The sequence below is a fragment of the Streptomyces sp. NPDC043876 genome, assembly GCF_056435825.1.
Genome location: NZ_JBWKDV010000006.1, coordinates 398,482 through 416,173, shown reverse-complemented (window position 1 = coordinate 416,173; position 17,692 = coordinate 398,482). Strand labels below are relative to the sequence as shown.

Annotated in this window: 12 protein-coding genes; 3 read left to right on the top strand and 9 right to left on the bottom strand. The window is 72.4% G+C overall.

Features of this window, described 5'->3' with window-relative positions; genetic code table 11:
* Positions 1–78: 78 nt before the first annotated feature.
* A complete protein-coding gene (locus tag AC0693_RS21355; protein WP_478802557.1) occupies positions 79–2,355 on the top strand; it encodes a terpene synthase family protein in 2,277 nt (758 codons plus the stop codon).
* Here the strand turns inward: AC0693_RS21355 and AC0693_RS21350 are convergent.
* The 8 genes from AC0693_RS21350 to AC0693_RS21315 form a co-directional block, all read right to left on the bottom strand.
* Positions 2,352–3,581, bottom strand: coding sequence for a GNAT family N-acetyltransferase (locus tag AC0693_RS21350; RefSeq protein WP_478802556.1), 1,230 nt, complete (start codon positions 3,579–3,581; stop codon positions 2,352–2,354). The genes AC0693_RS21355 and AC0693_RS21350 overlap by 4 nt on opposite strands.
* Positions 3,582–3,658: 77 nt before the next feature.
* Positions 3,659–4,909 (bottom strand): glycoside hydrolase family 6 protein, encoded by a 1,251-nt coding sequence (locus tag AC0693_RS21345; protein ID WP_469334061.1) that lies wholly within the window; start codon positions 4,907–4,909, stop codon positions 3,659–3,661.
* 282 nt (positions 4,910–5,191) lie between these two features.
* Positions 5,192–6,448, bottom strand: a complete 1,257-nt coding sequence (locus tag AC0693_RS21340; RefSeq protein ID WP_356405588.1) for a YncE family protein — start codon at positions 6,446–6,448, stop codon at positions 5,192–5,194.
* A gap of 115 nt (positions 6,449–6,563) precedes the next feature.
* Positions 6,564–7,715 carry an XdhC family protein gene (locus AC0693_RS21335; RefSeq protein ID WP_478802555.1) on the bottom strand — a complete coding sequence of 384 codons (1,152 nt, stop codon included), beginning with the start codon at positions 7,713–7,715 and terminating at the stop codon, positions 6,564–6,566.
* 78 nt (positions 7,716–7,793) lie between these two features.
* Positions 7,794–9,257 carry an NCS2 family permease gene (locus AC0693_RS21330; protein ID WP_469316520.1) on the bottom strand — a complete coding sequence of 488 codons (1,464 nt, stop codon included), beginning with the start codon at positions 9,255–9,257 and terminating at the stop codon, positions 7,794–7,796.
* A 331-nt stretch (positions 9,258–9,588) separates the two neighbouring features.
* Positions 9,589–11,991 carry a xanthine dehydrogenase subunit D gene (gene pucD / locus AC0693_RS21325; protein ID WP_356405583.1) on the bottom strand — a complete coding sequence of 801 codons (2,403 nt, stop codon included), beginning with the start codon at positions 11,989–11,991 and terminating at the stop codon, positions 9,589–9,591.
* A 2-nt stretch (positions 11,992–11,993) separates the two neighbouring features.
* Positions 11,994–12,602 carry a (2Fe-2S)-binding protein gene (locus tag AC0693_RS21320; protein ID WP_478802554.1) on the bottom strand — a complete coding sequence of 203 codons (609 nt, stop codon included), beginning with the start codon at positions 12,600–12,602 and terminating at the stop codon, positions 11,994–11,996.
* Positions 12,603–12,604: 2 nt separating this feature from the next.
* Positions 12,605–13,501: an FAD binding domain-containing protein gene (locus AC0693_RS21315; protein ID WP_354379267.1), complete on the bottom strand. Its 897-nt coding sequence runs from the start codon at positions 13,499–13,501 to the stop codon at positions 12,605–12,607.
* Between the two features lie 253 nt (positions 13,502–13,754).
* Here AC0693_RS21315 and AC0693_RS21310 point away from each other — a divergent pair, with 253 nt between their 5' ends.
* Both AC0693_RS21310 and AC0693_RS21305 read left to right on the top strand, forming a co-directional pair.
* Positions 13,755–15,443 (top strand): PucR family transcriptional regulator, encoded by a 1,689-nt coding sequence (locus AC0693_RS21310; RefSeq protein ID WP_356405579.1) that lies wholly within the window; start codon positions 13,755–13,757, stop codon positions 15,441–15,443.
* A 197-nt stretch (positions 15,444–15,640) separates the two neighbouring features.
* Complete coding sequence (locus tag AC0693_RS21305) at positions 15,641–16,381, top strand: hypothetical protein (RefSeq protein WP_356405577.1); 741 nt, start codon at positions 15,641–15,643, stop codon at positions 16,379–16,381.
* A gap of 478 nt (positions 16,382–16,859) precedes the next feature.
* On the opposite strand, the gene AC0693_RS21300 is transcribed toward AC0693_RS21305, so the two are convergent.
* Complete coding sequence (locus AC0693_RS21300; RefSeq protein WP_478802610.1) at positions 16,860–17,642, bottom strand: GntR family transcriptional regulator; 783 nt, start codon at positions 17,640–17,642, stop codon at positions 16,860–16,862.
* Positions 17,643–17,692: the final 50 nt, after the last annotated feature.

The window sequence follows — 17,692 nt, the reverse complement described above, 5'->3', positions numbered from 1 at the left end:
GTAGGGCCCTGCTGACCTCGTGCGGGGGCGCCGCCGGATCCGCACCCCCGCACGCCCTGACGAAAGGCCGAGCCTCCCGTGACGCAGCCGTTCCAACTGCCGGACTTCTACGTGCCGTATCCGGCGCGCCTGAACCCCCACCTCGAATCCGCGCGCGCCCACACCAAGCAGTGGGCGCGCACGTTCGGGATGCTGGAGGGGTCCGGGGTCTGGGAGGAGCACGACCTGGATTCGCACGACTACGCGCTGCTCTGCTCCTACACCCACCCGGACTGCGACAGCGAGGCCCTCTCGCTCGTCACCGACTGGTACGTGTGGGTCTTCTTCTTCGACGACCACTTCCTGGAGATGTACAAGCGCTCCCAGGACCGCGACGGCGCCAAGGACTACCTCGACCGGCTCGCCGCCTTCATGCCCATGGACCTCGCCGACGGCTTCCCCGAGGCCACGAACCCGGTGGAGGCGGGCCTGGCCGATTTGTGGGCCCGGACCGTCCCCCACATGTCGATGGCCTGGCGCGAACGGTTCTCCGTGAGCACCAGGAACCTGCTCAACGAGTCGATGTGGGAACTCGCCAACATCAACATCGGGCGGATCGCGAACCCGCTGGAGTACATCGAGATGCGCCGCAAGGTGGGCGGCGCCCCCTGGTCCGCGGGTCTGATCGAGTACGTGTCGGCCGAGGTGCCCGCCCGGATCGCGCACTCGCGCCCGCTCGGCGTGCTGCGCGACGCCTTCTCCGACGCCGTGCACATCCGGAACGACATCTTCAGCTACCAGCGCGAGGTGGCCGACGAAGGCGAGCTGTCCAACGCCATCCTGGTGCTGGAGACCTTCCTGGACTGCACCACCCAGGAGGCCGCCGAGGCCTCCAACGACCTGCTCACCTCGCGGCTCCAGCAGTTCGAGCACACCGCGCTCGCCGAACTCCCCCAGCTCTTCGCCGACCACGCCCTGGATCCGGCGGAGATCGCGGCGGTCCTCGCCTACACGAAGGGCCTGCAGGACTGGCAGTCCGGCGGCCACGAGTGGCACATGGTCTCCAGCCGCTACATGAACAAGGAAGCGCGGTCCACCACCCCGCTCACCCTGCCCTTCCTGCCCTCCGGGCTCGGCACCACCGCCCTGGACGTCCGCTCGGTGTTCGCCCCACGCGCCCACGACCTGCGCCGTCGCAGCTTCACCCACGTCCCCTTCGAGCGCACCGGCCCGTCCGTGATCCCGGACATCCGCATGCCCTTCCCGCTCGAACTCAGCCCCCACCACGCCCACGCGCTGGAGGAGTCGGTCGCCTGGTGCCACCGGATGGGCATGCTCGAACCGCAGCCGGGCGATCCCGCTTCCGCCATCTGGACCGAAGAGAAGTTCCGGGGCTACGACTTCGCGCTCTGCTCCGCCGGGATCGACCCGGACGCCACGCCCGAAGCCCTCGCGCTGAACGCGTGCTGGCTGAGCTGGGGAACGTACGGGGACGACTACTACCCCGTGGCCTTCGCGCACCCCAAGAACCTGACCGCCGCCAAGGCGGCCACCGCGCGGCTGATCGGCATGATCCCGGTGGATCCCGCCGAGGCGCTGGTGCCGGTGACCGCCATGGAGCGCGGGCTCGCCGACCTGTGGCTGCGGACCGCGGCCGACATGGACGAGACGGTGCGCGGCGAGTTCCGGGCCACGCTGGTGGACATGATGTCGAGCTGGCTGTGGGAGGTGGAGAACCAGATCCTGAACCGGATCCCGGACCCCGTCGACTACGCCGAGATGCGCCGCGCCACCTTCGGCAGCAACCTCACGATGTACCTGTGCAGGCTCGGGCAGGCCGGCCGCGGCATCCCGGAGGACATCTACCAGTCGGGGATCATCCGGTCCCTGGAGAACGCCGCGGCCGACGCGGCGTGCCTGATCAACGACATCTTCTCCTACCAGAAGGAGATCGAGATCGAGGGCGAGGTGCACAACTACGTGCTCGTCACCCGGAACTTCTTCGACATCGACTACCCCCGGGCGCTGCACATCTGCCACGCCCTCCAGGCGCAGCGCACCGAGGAGTTCGAGCACATCGCGCGGACCCAGCTGCCGCTCCTCTACGACGACTGGAAGCTCGACGCGCAGGCCCGGGCCGGACTCGACGCCTATGTCCACGAGCTCCAGGACTGGCTCGCGGGCATCCTCAACTGGCACCAGAAGGTGAAGCGTTACCGCGCGGAGGACCTGCACGCGTTGCCGCACGGCCCGGGTCCCGGGTTCACCGGCGCCTCCGGGGCGGCGGGAGCCGCGGTCTTCCCCCGGCTCGGCGCGGACTTCGGGATGTCCGCGGTCAGGGCGATCGACGCGCTGCGGGCCGCGCCGACGCCCTAGAACTCGTCGGAGGTGTGCGGCAGGACACCCGTCCGCAGGGCGTCGTCCAGGGCGGCCGCCGCACCCGGTGTGCGTTCCTCGACGAGGCCCGCGCGCACCAGTTCCGCGACCCGGGTCCCGCCGAGGTAGCAGGCCGCCAGGTCGCGGACGTCGAGCGCCAGGTCCGCGGCCGCCCCGGTGGTCTCGTACGCCGCCCCCTCCGGCCCCGCCGCCAGCCGGAACCGGCCCGCGTTGGCGGGCAGGCGCCCGTCGGCCACCTCCAGCACGAGGTCGACGGGCGCCGCCCACGACCGCGCGGTCAGCGCCGCGCGTACGTCGACCAGCCGCAGCCACAGCGCCGGGTACTGGCCGGTCACCCGTACCTGGTCGCGGTCGGCGGCGAAGTGCAGCAGGGGATCGTCCAGCGGGCGGTTGTGGGCGACCACCCTCCCGGTCAGGTCCAGGGCGGCCAGGCAGCTCCACAGGGCGGCGGCCACGGCCGGGGTGTCCGCCTCCAGCTCGTCGACCCGGACCAGTCCGGGGGCCTTGAGCGGCCCGCCGTCCCCCTCCGGCTTCGTGCGGTAGAGGACGTATCCGGCGAGCGGCTCCCCCGCCTCCCCCAGCGCGATGATCCGCGGCGGGCTCAGCTCCTCGTCCTCCTCGTCCTCCTCGCGCAGCCATTCCTCGCGCCAGCGGTAGGCGTCGCGGGTGGGACGTCCGGCGCGCCGGGCGCGGGAGGCCTCGTGGTGGGGGCCGAGCACGTCCGGCGCGTCCGCCGGGTCGATCAGGCGCAGCGGGCGCCCGTCGGGGCCGACGCGCAGGGCGAGCGGGCGGGTGGAGTCGATCTCGATGGTGGCGCCCTGGGTCGCCGAACCGTAGCCGAAACGGCCGTAGATGAGGGATTCGGAGGCCCAGAGCGCGGCGACGGCGCGCCCGGAGTCGGCCGTGCGGCGCAGCATCTCCTCCATCAGCGCGGTGAGCACGCCGCGCCGCCGGTGGGTGGGGGCGACGGAGACGAAGGTGATCCCGGGGCAGGGCAGGTCCGCCCCGGGCACCGAGAGCCGGAAGCGGTGCGCGGCCATGAAACCGACCAGCGCGTCCCCGTCGTAGGCGGCGAGCCGCTCGCAGCCGAGCAGCATCGTGTGGTGGTGCGCGCGCACGTCCTTCGCGGGGCGGTCGTGGAAGACCATGTACGCGAGTTCCAGGGCCCGGTCCACATCGGACTCGGGCACCTCACGAATCTCCACCGTCTTGTCTCCGCTCCGCTCCGCTCCGCCCGCATGTCCGCCATGATCGCGAGACTAATCGCTCACGGATGGACCGGTCACCGCAAAATGGCTGGATTCGCCCGCCTGACGAGTTCGAGCGCCTGCTGCGGGAACCAGTCACCGGCCGGGGGTCCGGCGGTCCCGCGCTCGGGGTCCAGCGGGCCCGCGGTGCCGCGCAGGCAGGCGCCGTCCGAGGCGCCCGGGGTCTTGATCCAGAACCGGGCGTCCTCCAGCGGGTCGCCGGTGGCGGTGGTGGGGCGGGCGCCGAGGCCCCGGCCGGGCGGGTTGCACCAGTCCTGCGGGTCGGGGTACCGGCCCGCGGGTGCGGTCCAGGCGCCCCTGCCGTTGCGGCCGGTGTCGCTGACGTAGTGCTTCATCCGGGCCCGGGCGGCGGTGCCGGGGTGCGTGGCGAGCCAGGCGCGGGCCTCGGCGCGCGGACGCCACTGGTCGGGGCAGTCGGTGGCGGGGCCGCCGGTCTCGACGTGGGCGAGGCAGGCGGAGACGAGGGTGGCGAACCAGCTGGTGGCCTCGTCCGACTGGTACTGGGCGACGTTGACGGCGAAGCCGGTGGCGGCCGCGATTCCCGCCTGCCGCAGCCGGGGGACGATGGTGTGCACGGGGTGCCAGGCCGCATGTCCCGCGTCGAGGTACACGGCGGTGGCGGGTCCGGCCTCCAGGACGCGGGCGGCGTACCCGATCTCCGCGAGGCGGGCGGCGGTCCGGCGCCCGGCCGTCTCCTCCGCGGGGCGGGCGGCCGCGCCGTCGGCGCCGCCCGTCGCGGGGGCGCATTCCCGCGGCAGCAGGGCCAGCGAGTCGGGCTCCAGGATCACGCTCGCCGGGCGGTCGCCGATGCCGCGGGCGACCGCGTCGACCCAGGCGCGATAGGCCGCGCCGTCCCTGGCGCCGCCCGCGGAGTACTGCCCGCAGTCCCGCCCGGGCACGTTGTAGAGGACCAGCACGGGCAGCGCCCCCTGTCCGGCGGCGGCCTCGGTGACGGCCCGCGCCTCGGCTTCCGCGCGGGCGGGGCTCTGGTCGCCGAGCCAGACGGCGTGCGGGGTGGCGGCCATGGCGGTGATCCCGGCGGCCTCCCGGAGGCGGCCGGCGGCGGCCAGTTCCCGCGCCTGGACGGCGGCCCCGGGGTGGGCGGGGGGCACGAAGAGCGTCCGGCCGTGGCCGGTGGCGGCCCGGACCGCTGCGGGCGCGGTGAGGGGCGGCGGGGCGGTACGGGCGGTCGCGGACGCCGGCGCGGTGAGCGCGGCGAGGACGGCGACGAGCAGGCCCGTGCGGGCGAGGTGTCGGTGGCGCATGCCCGGCGACGCTCGCGCAGCCGCGCCGCCCGGGTCAAGGGCGGTTACCCGGGCGGCGGTACGGAGCAACCCGTGCGGGTCGCGCGCATGGGCGTACGGCGGGGGCGGGCCGGGACGGAGCGCGCGCCGGGCGCAGGGATCACCGCGCGCCGGGCGCGTACGGTCCGGCGCGCGGGGCGCCCGTACGGATCGGCGCGCCCCCCCGCGTACGGACCCCGGCGCGCCCCGCGTACGGACCGCCCCGCGCACCGGGGCGTACGGATCGGCGGGCGGCCGGACGGATCAGCGGGCGGCCGGTCCCGTCCAGCCCGCCGGGACGTGGCCGAGCCGGACCCGCTGGGGGTGGTCACCGACGGGGACGGAGACCCGCTTGGTCCCGGTGGCGAAGTCGATGGCCGTGACCCGGTCGGCGCCGCTCTCGGAGATCACGCAGCCGGTGCCGTCACCGTCGACGGTGGCCCAGTACGGCTTGTCGGCGGCCACCAGCGGGCCCTCGGCGAGGGTCGCCCGGTCCACGACCGTGGCGTAGTCGTCCATGGTTCCCGCGATGCAGAGCTTGGCACCGTCGGGGCTCATCGACATGCCGTGGTGGCGGGAGTCGTTGACCCAGGTCGTGCGGTCGGTGTTGGTGGCCGGGTTGGTGGGGAGGGTCTTGATCCGGGTGATCTTGTCGGTGGCCACGTCGTACTCCAGGAACCCGTTGAAGAAGGAGACCTGGAAGTAGAGCTTCGACTCGTCGGGGCTGAACGACATGGGGCGGATCGCGTCGGAGAGGTCCGGTCGGCCGAAGGCGTCGAGGCGCTCGCGCATGTCGATGACGCGGACCGTGCGGAAGGTCTGCGTGTCGACGACGGTGATCTTCCGGTCGCCCTTCGTCCAGTCCAGCCAGGACGCGTCGAGGGCGGAGGTCACGTCCCCGATGGAGCTGTTCCACAGGTAGCGGCCGTCGTGCGTGAAGGTGTTCTCGTGCGGTTTGTCGCCGGTGGCGAAGGAGCCGAGCTGGCGGCCGGTGGCGATGTCGAGGACGTGCACGGTGTTGGCGGTGGAGGCGGAGACGGCGACCCGGCTGCCGTCCGGTGAGACCGCCATGTGGTCGGCCCGGTAACCCGCCACCGGGAAGCGCCAGTTGAGCCGCCCGGTGCGCACGTCGACGGAGACGACATCGGCGAAGCTGGGGCGGGAGACGACCACGGCGCTGCCGTCCGGGGTGGTGTACATGTCGTCCACGAACTGGTCGTGGCCCTCACCGGCGGTGCCGCGGATCCCCAGGAAGAAACCGAGCTTCACGGGGTTCAGGTAGATCTCCCGCAGCCGCTCCTCCTTGTCCGGGATCACGTTGATCCGGCCGACCTTGCCGAGGCTGCCGGTCGAGGCGAGGACATCGGCGGTGCCCTCCCAGTTGTTCCCGACGAAGAGCACCTCGCGCAGGGCCGGGTCGGCGGTGGCGGTGGCGGCCGCGGGCGCCGGGCCCGCCGTGAGCAGGGCGGCGGCCAGGGCGCTGACGGCCGCGAGGACGCGTAACGAGGAGGTCCGGGACATTCGCTCAACTCCGTGGGGAAAAGGCGCTGTTACCGGCCGGTAAAATAGGCCCCACGGTCAAAGGGCGCAACCCCCAGGGGGTCACGCCCTTGTGTCAGTCCCGCGGCTCACCCTCTCAAGCGACGGCGCCTATCCGGCCGACCACGGGGGCGGAGCCGTCGTGGTGGATCGGTGTGTGGGCGCCGGTGAGGGCGCGTCCGCTGCCGCCGCGACGGCTGGCGACGATCTCCGCCGCGATGGACAGCGCGGTCTCCTCCGGGGAACGGGCCCCCAGATCCAGACCGATGGGCGAACGCAGCCGGGCCAGCTCCCGCTCGGTCACACCCACCTCCCGCAGCCGCGCGTTACGGTCCTCGTGCGTACGCCGCGAACCCATCGCACCCACATAGGCCACGGGCAGCCGCAGCGCCAGTTCCAGCAGCGGTACGTCGAACTTCGCATCGTGCGTCAGCACGCACAGCACCGTACGGGCATCCACACCCGTGGACGCCAGATACCGGTGCGGCCAGTCCACCACGATCTCATCGGCCTCGGGGAAACGGTTCCGCGTGGCGAACACCGGCCGCGCGTCACACACCGTCACGTGGTACCCGAGGAACTTCCCCACCCGCACCAGAGCCGAGGCGAAATCGATCGCCCCGAACACGATCATCCGCGGCGCCGGCACGCTCGACTCCACCAGCACGGTGACCGGACGCCCGCAGAGCCTGCCATCGGCGCCCATCTCCAGCGTCCCGGTCCGCCCCGCGTCGAGCATGGCGCGCGCCTCCTCGGCGACCGTGCGGTCCAGCTCGGGACGGCCGCCCAGGGTGCCCTCGTGGGGCCCCTCGGGGCGGACCAGGATCGCCCGGCCCATCAGCTCGGCCGGACCGTCCGCGATCCGGGCGACGGCGGCCGCCTCACCCCCGGCGGCGGCGGCCAGCGCGGCCTCGAAAACCGCCCGGGCGGGTGACTCCACGGGGAGCGGAGTCACCAGGATGTCGATGATTCCGCCGCAGGTCAGACCCACGGCGAAGGCATCGTCGTCGCTGTACCCGAAGCGCTCCTGGACGGTCTTCCCGTCTTCGAGCGCCTGTCGGCACAGCTCGTACACCGCACCCTCCACGCATCCACCGGAGACCGAACCGATCGCGGTGCCCTCGCCGTCGACGGCGAGGGCCGCACCGGGCTGCCGGGGCGCGCTGCCGCCGACCGCCACGACCGTGGCGACGGCGAAGTCGCGTCCCTGCTCGACCCACCGGCTGAGTTCTTCGGCGATGTCCAGCATTGCGGCCTCCTCGGAGGTTCGGTGTCCGGTGACGGGATGGCGTGGAGGGTCAGGAGTCGTACGCCCGACCCGGGTGGCTCAGCTGACGCCGAGCCAGCCCTCGATCGGGTGGAGCGCGTAGAAGATCACGAAGATCACCGTAAGTGCCCACATGAACCCGCCGATCTCGCGGGCCTTGCCCTGGGCCACCTTGATGGCGACGTAGGCGATGACGCCGGCGGCGACACCGGCCGTGATCGAGTAGGTGAAGGGCATGAGCACGACGGTCAGGAAGACCGGGATGGCGGTGGCCGTGTCGGACCAGTCCACGTGGCGGGCGTTCTGCATCATCATCGCGCCGATGACGACCAGGGCGGCCGAGGCGACCTCACCCGGGACGATCTGGGTGATGGGGGTGAAGAAGAGGCAGGCCGCGAAGAGCAGGCCCGAGATGACGGAGGCGAAGCCGGTACGGGCACCCTCGCCGACGCCGGTCGCGGACTCGACGAACACGGTCTGGCCGGAGCCGCCCGCGACGCCGCCGATGGCGCCGCCGGCACCGTCGATGAACAGCGCCTTGGACAAGCCCGGCATGCGGCCCTTGTCGTCGGCGAGCTTGGCCTCGGTGCCTACGCCGATGATGGTGGCCATCGCGTCGAAGAAGCCGGCCAGCACCAGGGTGAAGACGATCATGCCGACCGTCATCACGCCGACGTCGCCCCAGCCGCCGAACTCGACCTTGCCGAAGAGCGAGAAGTCGGGCATGGAGACCGCGGAGCCGGACAGCTCCGGGGCGCCGCTGCGCCAGGCCTTGGGGTCGATGTCCGCCACCGCGTTGAGGATGACGGCGAGGATGGTGCCGGAGACGATGCCGATCAGGATCGCGCCGGGCACCTTGCGTGCCTGCAGCATGAAGATGGTGAGCAGGGTCACGGCGAAGATCAGGACGGGCCAGCCGGCGAGCTCGCCGGTCGCGCCCAGGCTCACGGGGGGCCCGAATTCGGAGCCGTGGCCCACGAAGCCGGCCTTCACGAGGCCGATGAGGGCGACGAACATGCCGATGCCCATGGTGATGGCGTGCTTGAGCGCGAGGGGGATCGCGTTCATGATCATTTCGCGGAGGCCGGTGACGACCAGGAGCATGATCACCACGCCGTACATCACGCACATGCCCATGGCCTGCGGCCAGGTCATGTTCGGTACGACCTGCGAGGAGAGCACACCGGACACGGAGAGGCCGGCCGCGAGGGCCAGCGGAACCTTGCCTACGAAGCCCATCAGGAGGGTGGTCACGGCGGCGGCGAAGGCCGTGGCCGTGATCAGCGCCTTCTGGCTGAGGGTGTCGCCCGCGACGTCCTTGCCGGAGAGGATCAGGGGATTCAGCAGGAGGATGTACGCCATCGCCATGAAGGTGGTGACACCGCCGCGCACTTCGCGCGAGACGGTGGATCCTCTGTGCGTTATGTGAAAGTACCGGTCGAGCCAAGACCGCCCGGCGGGGGTGAGAGAGCCGTCGCCGGCCTCTTCCGCGGTGGTCTTGGGCTCCACAGACGACTGGGTCATGGTGCCTAACTCCCAAGGTTCAAAGGGGCACCCGCATGAAGATTGGAGACGCGGGATTTGGGATGGTGCGTTTGGCTGCACGACCCGGGGGACGGCCCGAGACGAAGCGCGTGAGCCGCGGATGCCGCGGCTCCTTCGTTACCACTGGTACTGCGGGGTGAAGCGGGTACTGCGGGTGGGGCGGGTACTGCGGTGGAGCGGGTGCTGCGTACTGCGGGGGGAAGCGGACCGCGAGCGGTGCGGTACGTCGTACTCCGGGCGGTGCGACTGGCAAGTGTGACGTTCCCGTGTCACACCGCCCGGAGAGCTTGGGTCCCGGCGGGACCGGACCCTAGAGGGTGCCGGTGAGCGCCTCGGGCCGGATCGGGGTCTTGGTGATGTCCAGGCCCGTCGCCGCCCGGATCGCCGCGATGACGGCCGGGGTGGACGAGAGGGTCGGGGCCTCGCCCATGCCGCGCAGGCCGTAGGGGGCCTTCGGGTCGGCGAGCTCCAGGACGTCGACCGGGATGGTCGGGGTGTCGAGGATCGTCGGGATCAGGTAGTCCGTGAAGGAGGGGTTGCGCACCTTCGCGGTCTTCGGGTCCACGATGATCTCTTCCATGATCGCCACGCCGAGGCCCTGCGTGGTGCCGCCCTGGATCTGGCCGACCACGGAGAGCATGTTCAGCGCCTTGCCGACGTCCTGGGCGGTCGCCAGTTCGACGACCTTGACCAGGCCCAGCTCGGTGTCCACCTCGACCACCGCGCGGTGCGCGGCGAAGGTGTACTGGACGTGCCCGTTGCCCTGGCCGGTGACCAGGTCGAAGGGGACGGTCGGGTGGTGGCGGTACTCGAGTTCGAGGTCGATCGCCTCGTCCCCGAGGATCTCGGCGATGTCCGCGAGGACCTCGCCGCCGTCGGTGACGATCTTGCCGCCTTCGAGCAGCAGCTCGGCGGTGGCCCACGCGGGGTGGTAGGAGCCGTTCTTGCGGCGGCCGATCTCCAGGAGCGCCTCGCGGACGGCCTCACAGGTGTTCTTCACCGCGCCACCGGTCATGTACGTCTGCCGCGAGGCGGACGTGGAACCGGCGGAGCCGACCTGCGTGTCGGCCGGGTGGATGGTCACCTGCGTGACGCCCAGCTCGGTACGGGCGATCTGCGCGTGGACGGTGATGCCGCCCTGGCCGACCTCCGCCATGGCCGTGTGGACCATCGCGACGGCCTCGCCGTTGATGACCTCCAGCCGCACGCGGGCGGTCGAGTAGTCGTCGAAGCCCTCGGAGAAGCCGACGTTCTTGATGCCGACCGCGTAGCCGACGCCGCGGACGACGCCCTCGCCGTGGGTGGTGTTGGAGAGGCCGCCGGGCAGCGCGCGGACGTCCGCGCCCTCGCCCGCGGTCTCCCACTGGCGCTCGGGCGGCAGCGGACGGGCCTTGACCCGGCGCAGCAGCTCGGCGACGGGCGCCGGGGCGTCCACGACCTGGCCGGTCGGCATGACCGTGCCCATCTCCATGGCGTTCAGCTGGCGGAACTCGACCGGGTCCATGCCCAGCTTCGCCGCGAGCTTGTCCATCTGGGCCTCGTAGGCGAAGCAGGCCTGGACGGCGCCGAAGCCGCGCATCGCGCCGCAGGGCGGGTTGTTCGTGTAGAGCGCGATCGCCTCGATGTCCACGTCCTCCAGGACGTACGGACCCACCGAGAGGGAGGACGCGTTGCCCACGACCGCCGGGGAAGCGGACGCGTAGGCGCCGCCGTCCAGGACGATGCGGCACTTCATGTGCGTGAGCTTGCCGTCCTTGGTCGCGCCGTGCTCGTAGTGGAGCTTCGCCGGGTGGCGGTGCACGTGGCCGAAGAAGGACTCGAACCGGTTGTAGACGATCTTGACCGGCTTCTGCGTGGCCAGGGCCAGCAGGCACGCGTGGATCTGCATCGAGATGTCCTCGCGGCCGCCGAAGGCACCGCCGACGCCCGAGAGCGTCATGCGGACCTTCTCCGGCGGCAGACCCAGGACCGGAGCGATCTGCCCGAGGTCCGAGTGCAGCCACTGGGTGGCGACGTACAGCTCGACGCCGCCGTCCTCGGACGGTACGGCCAGACCGGACTCCGGGCCGAGGAAGGCCTGGTCCTGCATGCCGAAGGTGTACTCGCCCTCGACGATGACGTCGGCGCGCTTGCGGGCCTCTTCCACGTTGCCGCGGATGATCGGCTGGCGGTGCACGATGTTCGGGTGCGGGACGTGACCGATGTGGTGGTCGTCGCGGCCCTCGTGGATCAGCGGCGCGTCGGGGGCGAGGGCGGAGGCCTCGTCCGTGACGAGCGGCAGCTCCTTGTACTCGATCTTGATCTTGGCGGCCGCGCGGCGGGCGGTCTCCGGGTGGTCGGCGGCCACGAGGGCGACCGGCTCACCGTGGTGGCGCACCCGGCCGTGGGCGAGAACCGGCGTGTCCTGGATCTCCAGGCCGTAGTTCTTCATCTCGGCGGGCAGGTCGTCGTACGTCAGCACCGAGTAGACGCCCGGCATCGCCAGGGCCTCGGAGATGTCGATGGAGACGATCTCGGCGTGGGCCACGGTGCTGCGCAGGGTCTGGCCCCACAGCATGTCCTCGTGCCACATGTCCGAGGAGTACGCGAACTCGCCGGTCACCTTGAGGGTGCCGTCGGGGCGCAGCGTGGACTCGCCGATGCCGCCCTTGGTGTGCTTCTGGCTGACGTTCGTCGGAGCGCCTGCGGGCACGGTGCGGGTGTTCTGAGCCATGGTCAGACCGCCTCTCCCTGACGGGCGGCCGCGAGGCGGACCGCGTCGAGGATCTTCTCGTAACCCGTGCAGCGGCAGAGGTTGCCGGACAGGGCCTCACGGATGTCCTGGTCGGACGGGGAGGAGTTCTCCTCCAGCAGCGCGTCGGCCTGGACCAGGAGGCCCGGGGTGCAGAAACCGCACTGGACGGCGCCGGCGTCGATGAACGCCTGCTGGATGGTGGAGAGCTCGACGCCCTCGCCGGTCTGCGAGTCACCGGGCTTGGCCTGCCACTGCTTGGCCGCGTCCAGGGAGACGCCGCCCTTGCTGCCGCAGCCGCCGCCGGTGCCGCACGCACCGCCGTGGCCGTGCTCCTGGCGCTGCTTGGCGAACTCCGCCAGGCCCTCGACGGTCACGACGTCGCGGCCCTCGACCTGACCGGCCGCGACCAGACACGAACAGACCGGCACGCCGTCGAGACGGACGGTGCAGGAACCGCACTCGCCCTGCTCACAGGCGTTCTTCGAACCCGGCAGCCCCATGCGCTCGCGCAGGACGTAGAGGAGGGACTCGCCCTCCCAGACGTCGTCGGCTTCCTGCGGACGGCCGTTGACAGTGAAATTGACGCGCATGATTACGCAGCCCCTTCAAGCGAGCGGCCGTTTCCGGTACCGCGGTACTGCTCCCAGGTCCAGACGAGCTGGCGGCGAGCCATGATGCCGACCGCGTGACGGCGGTACTTCGCCGTGCCGCGGACGTCGTCGATCGGGTTGGCCGCGCCGGAGGCGAGGTCACCGAACTGCTTGGCGATCGACGGGGTGATGACCTTGCCGGACTCCCAGAAGCCGCCCTCTTCGAGCGCGGCGTTCAGGAACTCCTCGGCGGCCTTCGCCCGGATCGGGGTCGGCGCGGCCGATCCGATGCCGGTGCGGACCGTGCGGGTCTGCGGGTGCAGTGCCAGACCGAAGGCGCAGACCGCGATGACCATCGCGTTGCGCGAGCCGACCTTGGAGTACTGCTGGGGGCCGTCCGCCTTGTCGATGTGGACGGTCTTGATCAGCTCGTCCGCGGCGAGCGCGTTGCGCTTCACACCGGTGTAGAACTCGTCGATCGGGATGAGGCGGGAGCCGCGTACGGACTCCACCTCGACCTGGGCACCGGCCGCGAGCAGCGCGGGGTGCGAGTCACCGGCCGGCGAGGCGCAACCGAGGTTGCCGCCGACGCCGCCGCGGTTGCGGATCTGCGGGGACGCGACCGTGTGCGAGGCGAGCGCGAGACCGGGAAGCTCCGTGCGGAGGTTCTCCATGATCTGCGTGTACGGGACGGAAGCGCCGAGCCGGACCACATCCTCGCCGACCTCCCACTCCCGCAGGAGACCGATGCGGTTCAGGTCCAGAAGGTACTCCGGCCGGCGGTGGTCGAAGTTGATCTCGACCATCACGTCGGTGCCACCCGCAATCGGCACAGCTGAGGGGTACTCGGCCTTAGCGGCGAGCGCCTCCTCCCAGCTGGCGGGGCGAAGGAAGTCCATGAGCGGCTCTCTTCTTCTTCATCGTGTCGATCACTTCAAGCCAGCGGGCCCAAAGACCCTCGACTGGTCGTTCATCTGCTGTTAACGCGGTGTGGAGTCAGTACACAAGCCGCGCGTCCCCCGGGTGCAGTCACCGAAACCATGAAGGAGTTGGCTGACGGCCTCCCTCGTCTTGTAGATTCGTATGAAAGGCAGGATGCACTGACCTGCCCGATTTCCAACGGCAACATCGAGACAGATCGGCGGCGACACCATGCGGCTGCGCGCACTGCTGGAAACCGAGGCGCTGGGGCTGCGGCTGCTGGGCGGCCAGGAAGAGCTCGACCGGACGGTCCGGGGCGTCATGACCACGGACCTGAGGGATCCCAGCCGATACCTGTCCGGAGGCGAACTCGTCCTCACCGGCCTGGCCTGGAGACGAAATTCGGACGACTCCGAGCCGTTCGTACGAATCCTCGCGAGCGCCGGAGTGGCCGGCCTCGCCGCCGGTGAGGCCGAGCTGGGAGACATCCCGGACGATCTGGTATCAGCCTGTCGGCGCAATCGGCTGCCGTTGTTCGCCGTGAACGAAGACGTTGCATTCGCCACCATCACCGAGTACGTCGTCCGGCAGGTGTCCGGGGAGCGCGCGGGGGACCTCGCGGCCGTCGTGGACCGCCACCGCCGCCTGATGACCTCGGGCCCCGCGGGCGGGGGCCCCGATGTGGTCCTCGATCTGCTCACCACCGACCTCGATCTGCGCGCCTGGGTGCTGTCCCCCACGGGCAGGCAGATCGCCGGGGCGGGCGAGCCGCTGGCGCCCGGCATCTGCGCGGCGCTGGCCAGCGAACACCTGGCGGCGGTCCGGACCGGCCGCAGGGGCCCGCACCGGATCTCCCTTCAGGGTATTACCTACTCGCTCTTCCCGATCAGGGGACACGGCCGGGGACCGGGCGGCCCCGCCGCCCGCGACGTGCGCGAGAGCGTGCTGTCGGACTGGCTGCTGGCCGTCGAGGCCGACGCGGGCGACTGGCCCGCGGAGCGGCTGGACCTGCTCCAGGGCGTCACCCAGCTGATCGCGGTCGAGCGGGACCGGCGGGACGCCGCCCGTACGGTCCGGCGGCGGCTCGCCCAGGAGGTGCTGGAACTGGTCCAGACGGGTGCCCCGCCCGCCGAGATCGCGGCCCGGCTGAGGGTCGCGGCCCCGGTGCTGCTGCCCGGGCTGGGCGCCGCGCCGCACTGGCAGGTCGTGGTGGCCCGGGTGGACTGGGACGGCGGGGACATCCCCGGCGGCCCGGTGGCCCAGTCACTGCTGGAAGAGATCCTGATCGACCCGTCGGTGTCGGGTCCGGAGCCCTCGGACCGGATTGCCGTCGCCCACGCGGGCGACGAGGCGATCGCGCTCGTACCGCTGCCCGCGCTGGCGGCGGAGTCCGGCGAGCCCGCGGCCGACAAGGGTCCCGACACCGCCCTGCACGCCGACGTGCTCCTGACGGCCGTACGGGAGCCCCTGGCGGCCGGTCTCGCCGACGACGGGCGGCTCACCCTGGGCGTCAGCGCGGCGGTGCACTCCGCCGAGGGGCTGCGCGGGGCGCTGGAGGAGGCCCGGCACGCGCGCCGGGTGGCGGCCGCCCGGCCCGGCCGGGTCTGCGCGGCGGGCCACCACGAGCTGGCCTCGCACGTCCTGCTGCTGCCCTTCGTCCCGGACGACGTGCGCCGCGCCTTCACCGCCCGGCTGCTGGACCCGCTGCGGGACTACGACCGGCGCCACCGGGCGGAACTGATCCCGACCCTGGAGGCCTTCCTCGACTGCGACGGCTCCTGGACCCGCTGCGCGACCCGGCTGCACCTGCACGTCAACACGCTGCGGTACCGCGTCGGGCGGATCGAGCAGTTGACGGGGCGCGATCTTTCGCGGCTGGAGGACAAGCTGGACTTCTTCCTGGCGCTGCGGATGAGCTGATCAGCGGCCCGGCCGGGGGTTCCGCCGGGCTCCCGGCGGCGGCTGACGAGGTGTCCGGACTTTGTGAAAAGGTTCACCCGACCCCTTGGCCGATCATGCGCATCCGTGCTCTCATGTCGCCCCAGGGCGCGGGCAGCGCGCTGCATGGTTGCTTTGGGGAGGGCAATGTGGCGGACACCGCCATGTCGGGTGCCGGAATGACCGGGGGAGACGACCCCCTCCAGCGAGCGATATGGCGGCTTCGCTCGCGAGGCTGCTGGACGGATGCGGCGGCCCTGCTGGACCCGCACGCGGGCAGCGCGGGACCTGCCGTGCAGCGCACGGCGCTGCTGGTCGAGCGGTGCCTGTTCACGGGCCAGGGGTGGGCCGAGGCGGAGGACGCGCTGCGGATCGCCGAGGCGGTGGCGCGGGACGACGACGAGCGGGGCGCGGCCGCCTGCGAGCGCGGCCAACTGGCCTACGCGGCCACGGTGCTGGGGGTCCGGGACCGGGCCGACGAGGCGCGCTCCGCGCTGGGGCGGGCGGCGGCGCTGCTGGCCCCCGGGTCGCCGACGCGGCCCCTGCTGGACTTCCGGCGCGGACTGGTGGCCGAGCACCTCGCCGACTCCCCGCAGGCGGCGCGGCCCGCGTACCGGCGGGCGCACGCGGGGGCCACGGCCCACGGGGACACCCTGCTGTTGTCCTTCACCTGGCGGCACCTGGCCGGGCTCGCGCTGCGGGACGGAGAGCTGGCCGAGGCCCGGCACGGCTTCGCGGAATCCCTCCGCATCCGGGAGGAGCTGGGGTTCCTGGTGGGCACCGCGCCCGCCCTGGCCGCGCTCGCGGAGGCCGAGCCGGAGCCGGAGGCCGCGCGCCTCCGCGCCGAAGCCCTCCGTCTCTTCCGCCTCCTGGGCGGCATCCCCACCTGGCTGGCCGCCCACCTCTCCCCCGCAGCCTGACCTCCCCGGCCGCCGGGTCCGCGACCCCCGCCCCCCAGACGGCCGTTCGCCTCAAACGCCGGCGGGCTGGGTGGGCCGGGCCTCACCAGGGCCGGACTCACCTGCCAACCGGACAGGGAGCCAGCCGACGACGGCGCCCCACCAAATCCAGCCCGCCCGGCGATTGAGGGCCCGCCGGAGGCCACACCCAGGAACACCCGACCAACCGGGCCCGAACCATCGCACCCGCGCCTCAAACGCCGGCGGGGCTGGATGTGCCGGGCCCTGGCTCAACAGTCCGCCGGGCCTGCACCGCCATACCCAGCCCGCCCGGCGATTGAGGGCCCGCCGGAGGCCGCACCCAGGGACACCCGACCAACCGGACCCGAACCATCGCACCCGCGCCTCAAACGCCGGCGGGGCTGGATGTGCCCGGCCTCGGCTCGACAGCCGGCCGCGGCGGCACCGCCACCCTCCAGCCCGCCCGGCGATTGAGGGCCTAGTGCGGGGGCCAGGCGAAGTGGGCCCGGATGAGGGCTTCGGCCGTGGTGAGGTCGGCGGCGGCCAGGGCGTCCAGGAGGGCCACGTGCTGCCCGGCGTCGGTGCGCAGCACCGAGGGGAGGCTGCGGGCCGCCGCCCACTGGACCCGCCGGTGCGCCTCGTCCGCCACCCGGATCAGCTGACCGTTGCCCGCCAGCCCCAGCACCCCCCGGTGAAACGCCCGGTCGGCCTCCGCGTACCCGGCCAGGTCCCCCGCCTCCGCCGCCGCCACGCCCGCCACGGCGAGCGGCCGCAGCGCGGCCCAGGCGGCGGGTTCGGCCGTACGGACCAGCCCCAGCATCACGGGCACCTCCAGCAGGGCCCGTACCTCCGCCAGCTCGGCCAGCTCGGCGGCGGTCCGGGCGATGACCCGGAAGCCGCGGTTCGGGAGGCACTCCACGGCCCCCTCCAGCGCCAGCTGCTGCATCGCCTCGCGCACCGGCGTGGCCGAGACCCCGAAGCGTTCCCCGAGGGCGGGCCCGGAGTAGATCTCGCCGGGGACGAGTCCGCCGTCGACCAGCGCCGCGCGCAGCGCGTCGAGGACCTGCCCGCGGACGGAGTGGCGGAGCACCGGCCGCCGCACGGGACGGGCCTGCGGGCCCCGCGGGGCGGCACCCTCCTCGTCACCCTCCGTACGCGCCTGTTCGGGCACCCGGGCACGGGCCGTGTCCTGCACTCGGTCCTCCTGCGGTCGGGCCGGGCCCTGTCTGCTGTCGCCTGCTCCCGAGAATAGGTGACACAGCGCGGTCGCCGCCGGTACGGACCGTACGAGACGGATCGGGTAAGGTATGC

What these genes read in the sequence shown, in the direction of transcription:
- AC0693_RS21345 (WP_469334061.1), bottom strand. Translation starts at nt 4,909, where the DNA reads ATGCGCCACCGACACCTCGCCCGCACGGGCCTGCTCGTCGCCGTCCTC.
- AC0693_RS21340 (WP_356405588.1), bottom strand. Translation starts at nt 6,448, where the DNA reads ATGTCCCGGACCTCCTCGTTACGCGTCCTCGCGGCCGTCAGCGCCCTG.
- AC0693_RS21335 (WP_478802555.1), bottom strand. Translation starts at nt 7,715, where the DNA reads ATGCTGGACATCGCCGAAGAACTCAGCCGGTGGGTCGAGCAGGGACGC.
- AC0693_RS21330 (WP_469316520.1), bottom strand. Translation starts at nt 9,257, where the DNA reads ATGACCCAGTCGTCTGTGGAGCCCAAGACCACCGCGGAAGAGGCCGGC.
- pucD (WP_356405583.1), bottom strand. Translation starts at nt 11,991, where the DNA reads ATGGCTCAGAACACCCGCACCGTGCCCGCAGGCGCTCCGACGAACGTC.
- AC0693_RS21320 (WP_478802554.1), bottom strand. Translation starts at nt 12,602, where the DNA reads ATGCGCGTCAATTTCACTGTCAACGGCCGTCCGCAGGAAGCCGACGAC.
- AC0693_RS21315 (WP_354379267.1), bottom strand. Translation starts at nt 13,501, where the DNA reads ATGGACTTCCTTCGCCCCGCCAGCTGGGAGGAGGCGCTCGCCGCTAAG.
- AC0693_RS21310 (WP_356405579.1), top strand. Translation starts at nt 13,755, where the DNA reads ATGCGGCTGCGCGCACTGCTGGAAACCGAGGCGCTGGGGCTGCGGCTG.
- AC0693_RS21305 (WP_356405577.1), top strand. Translation starts at nt 15,641, where the DNA reads ATGACCGGGGGAGACGACCCCCTCCAGCGAGCGATATGGCGGCTTCGC.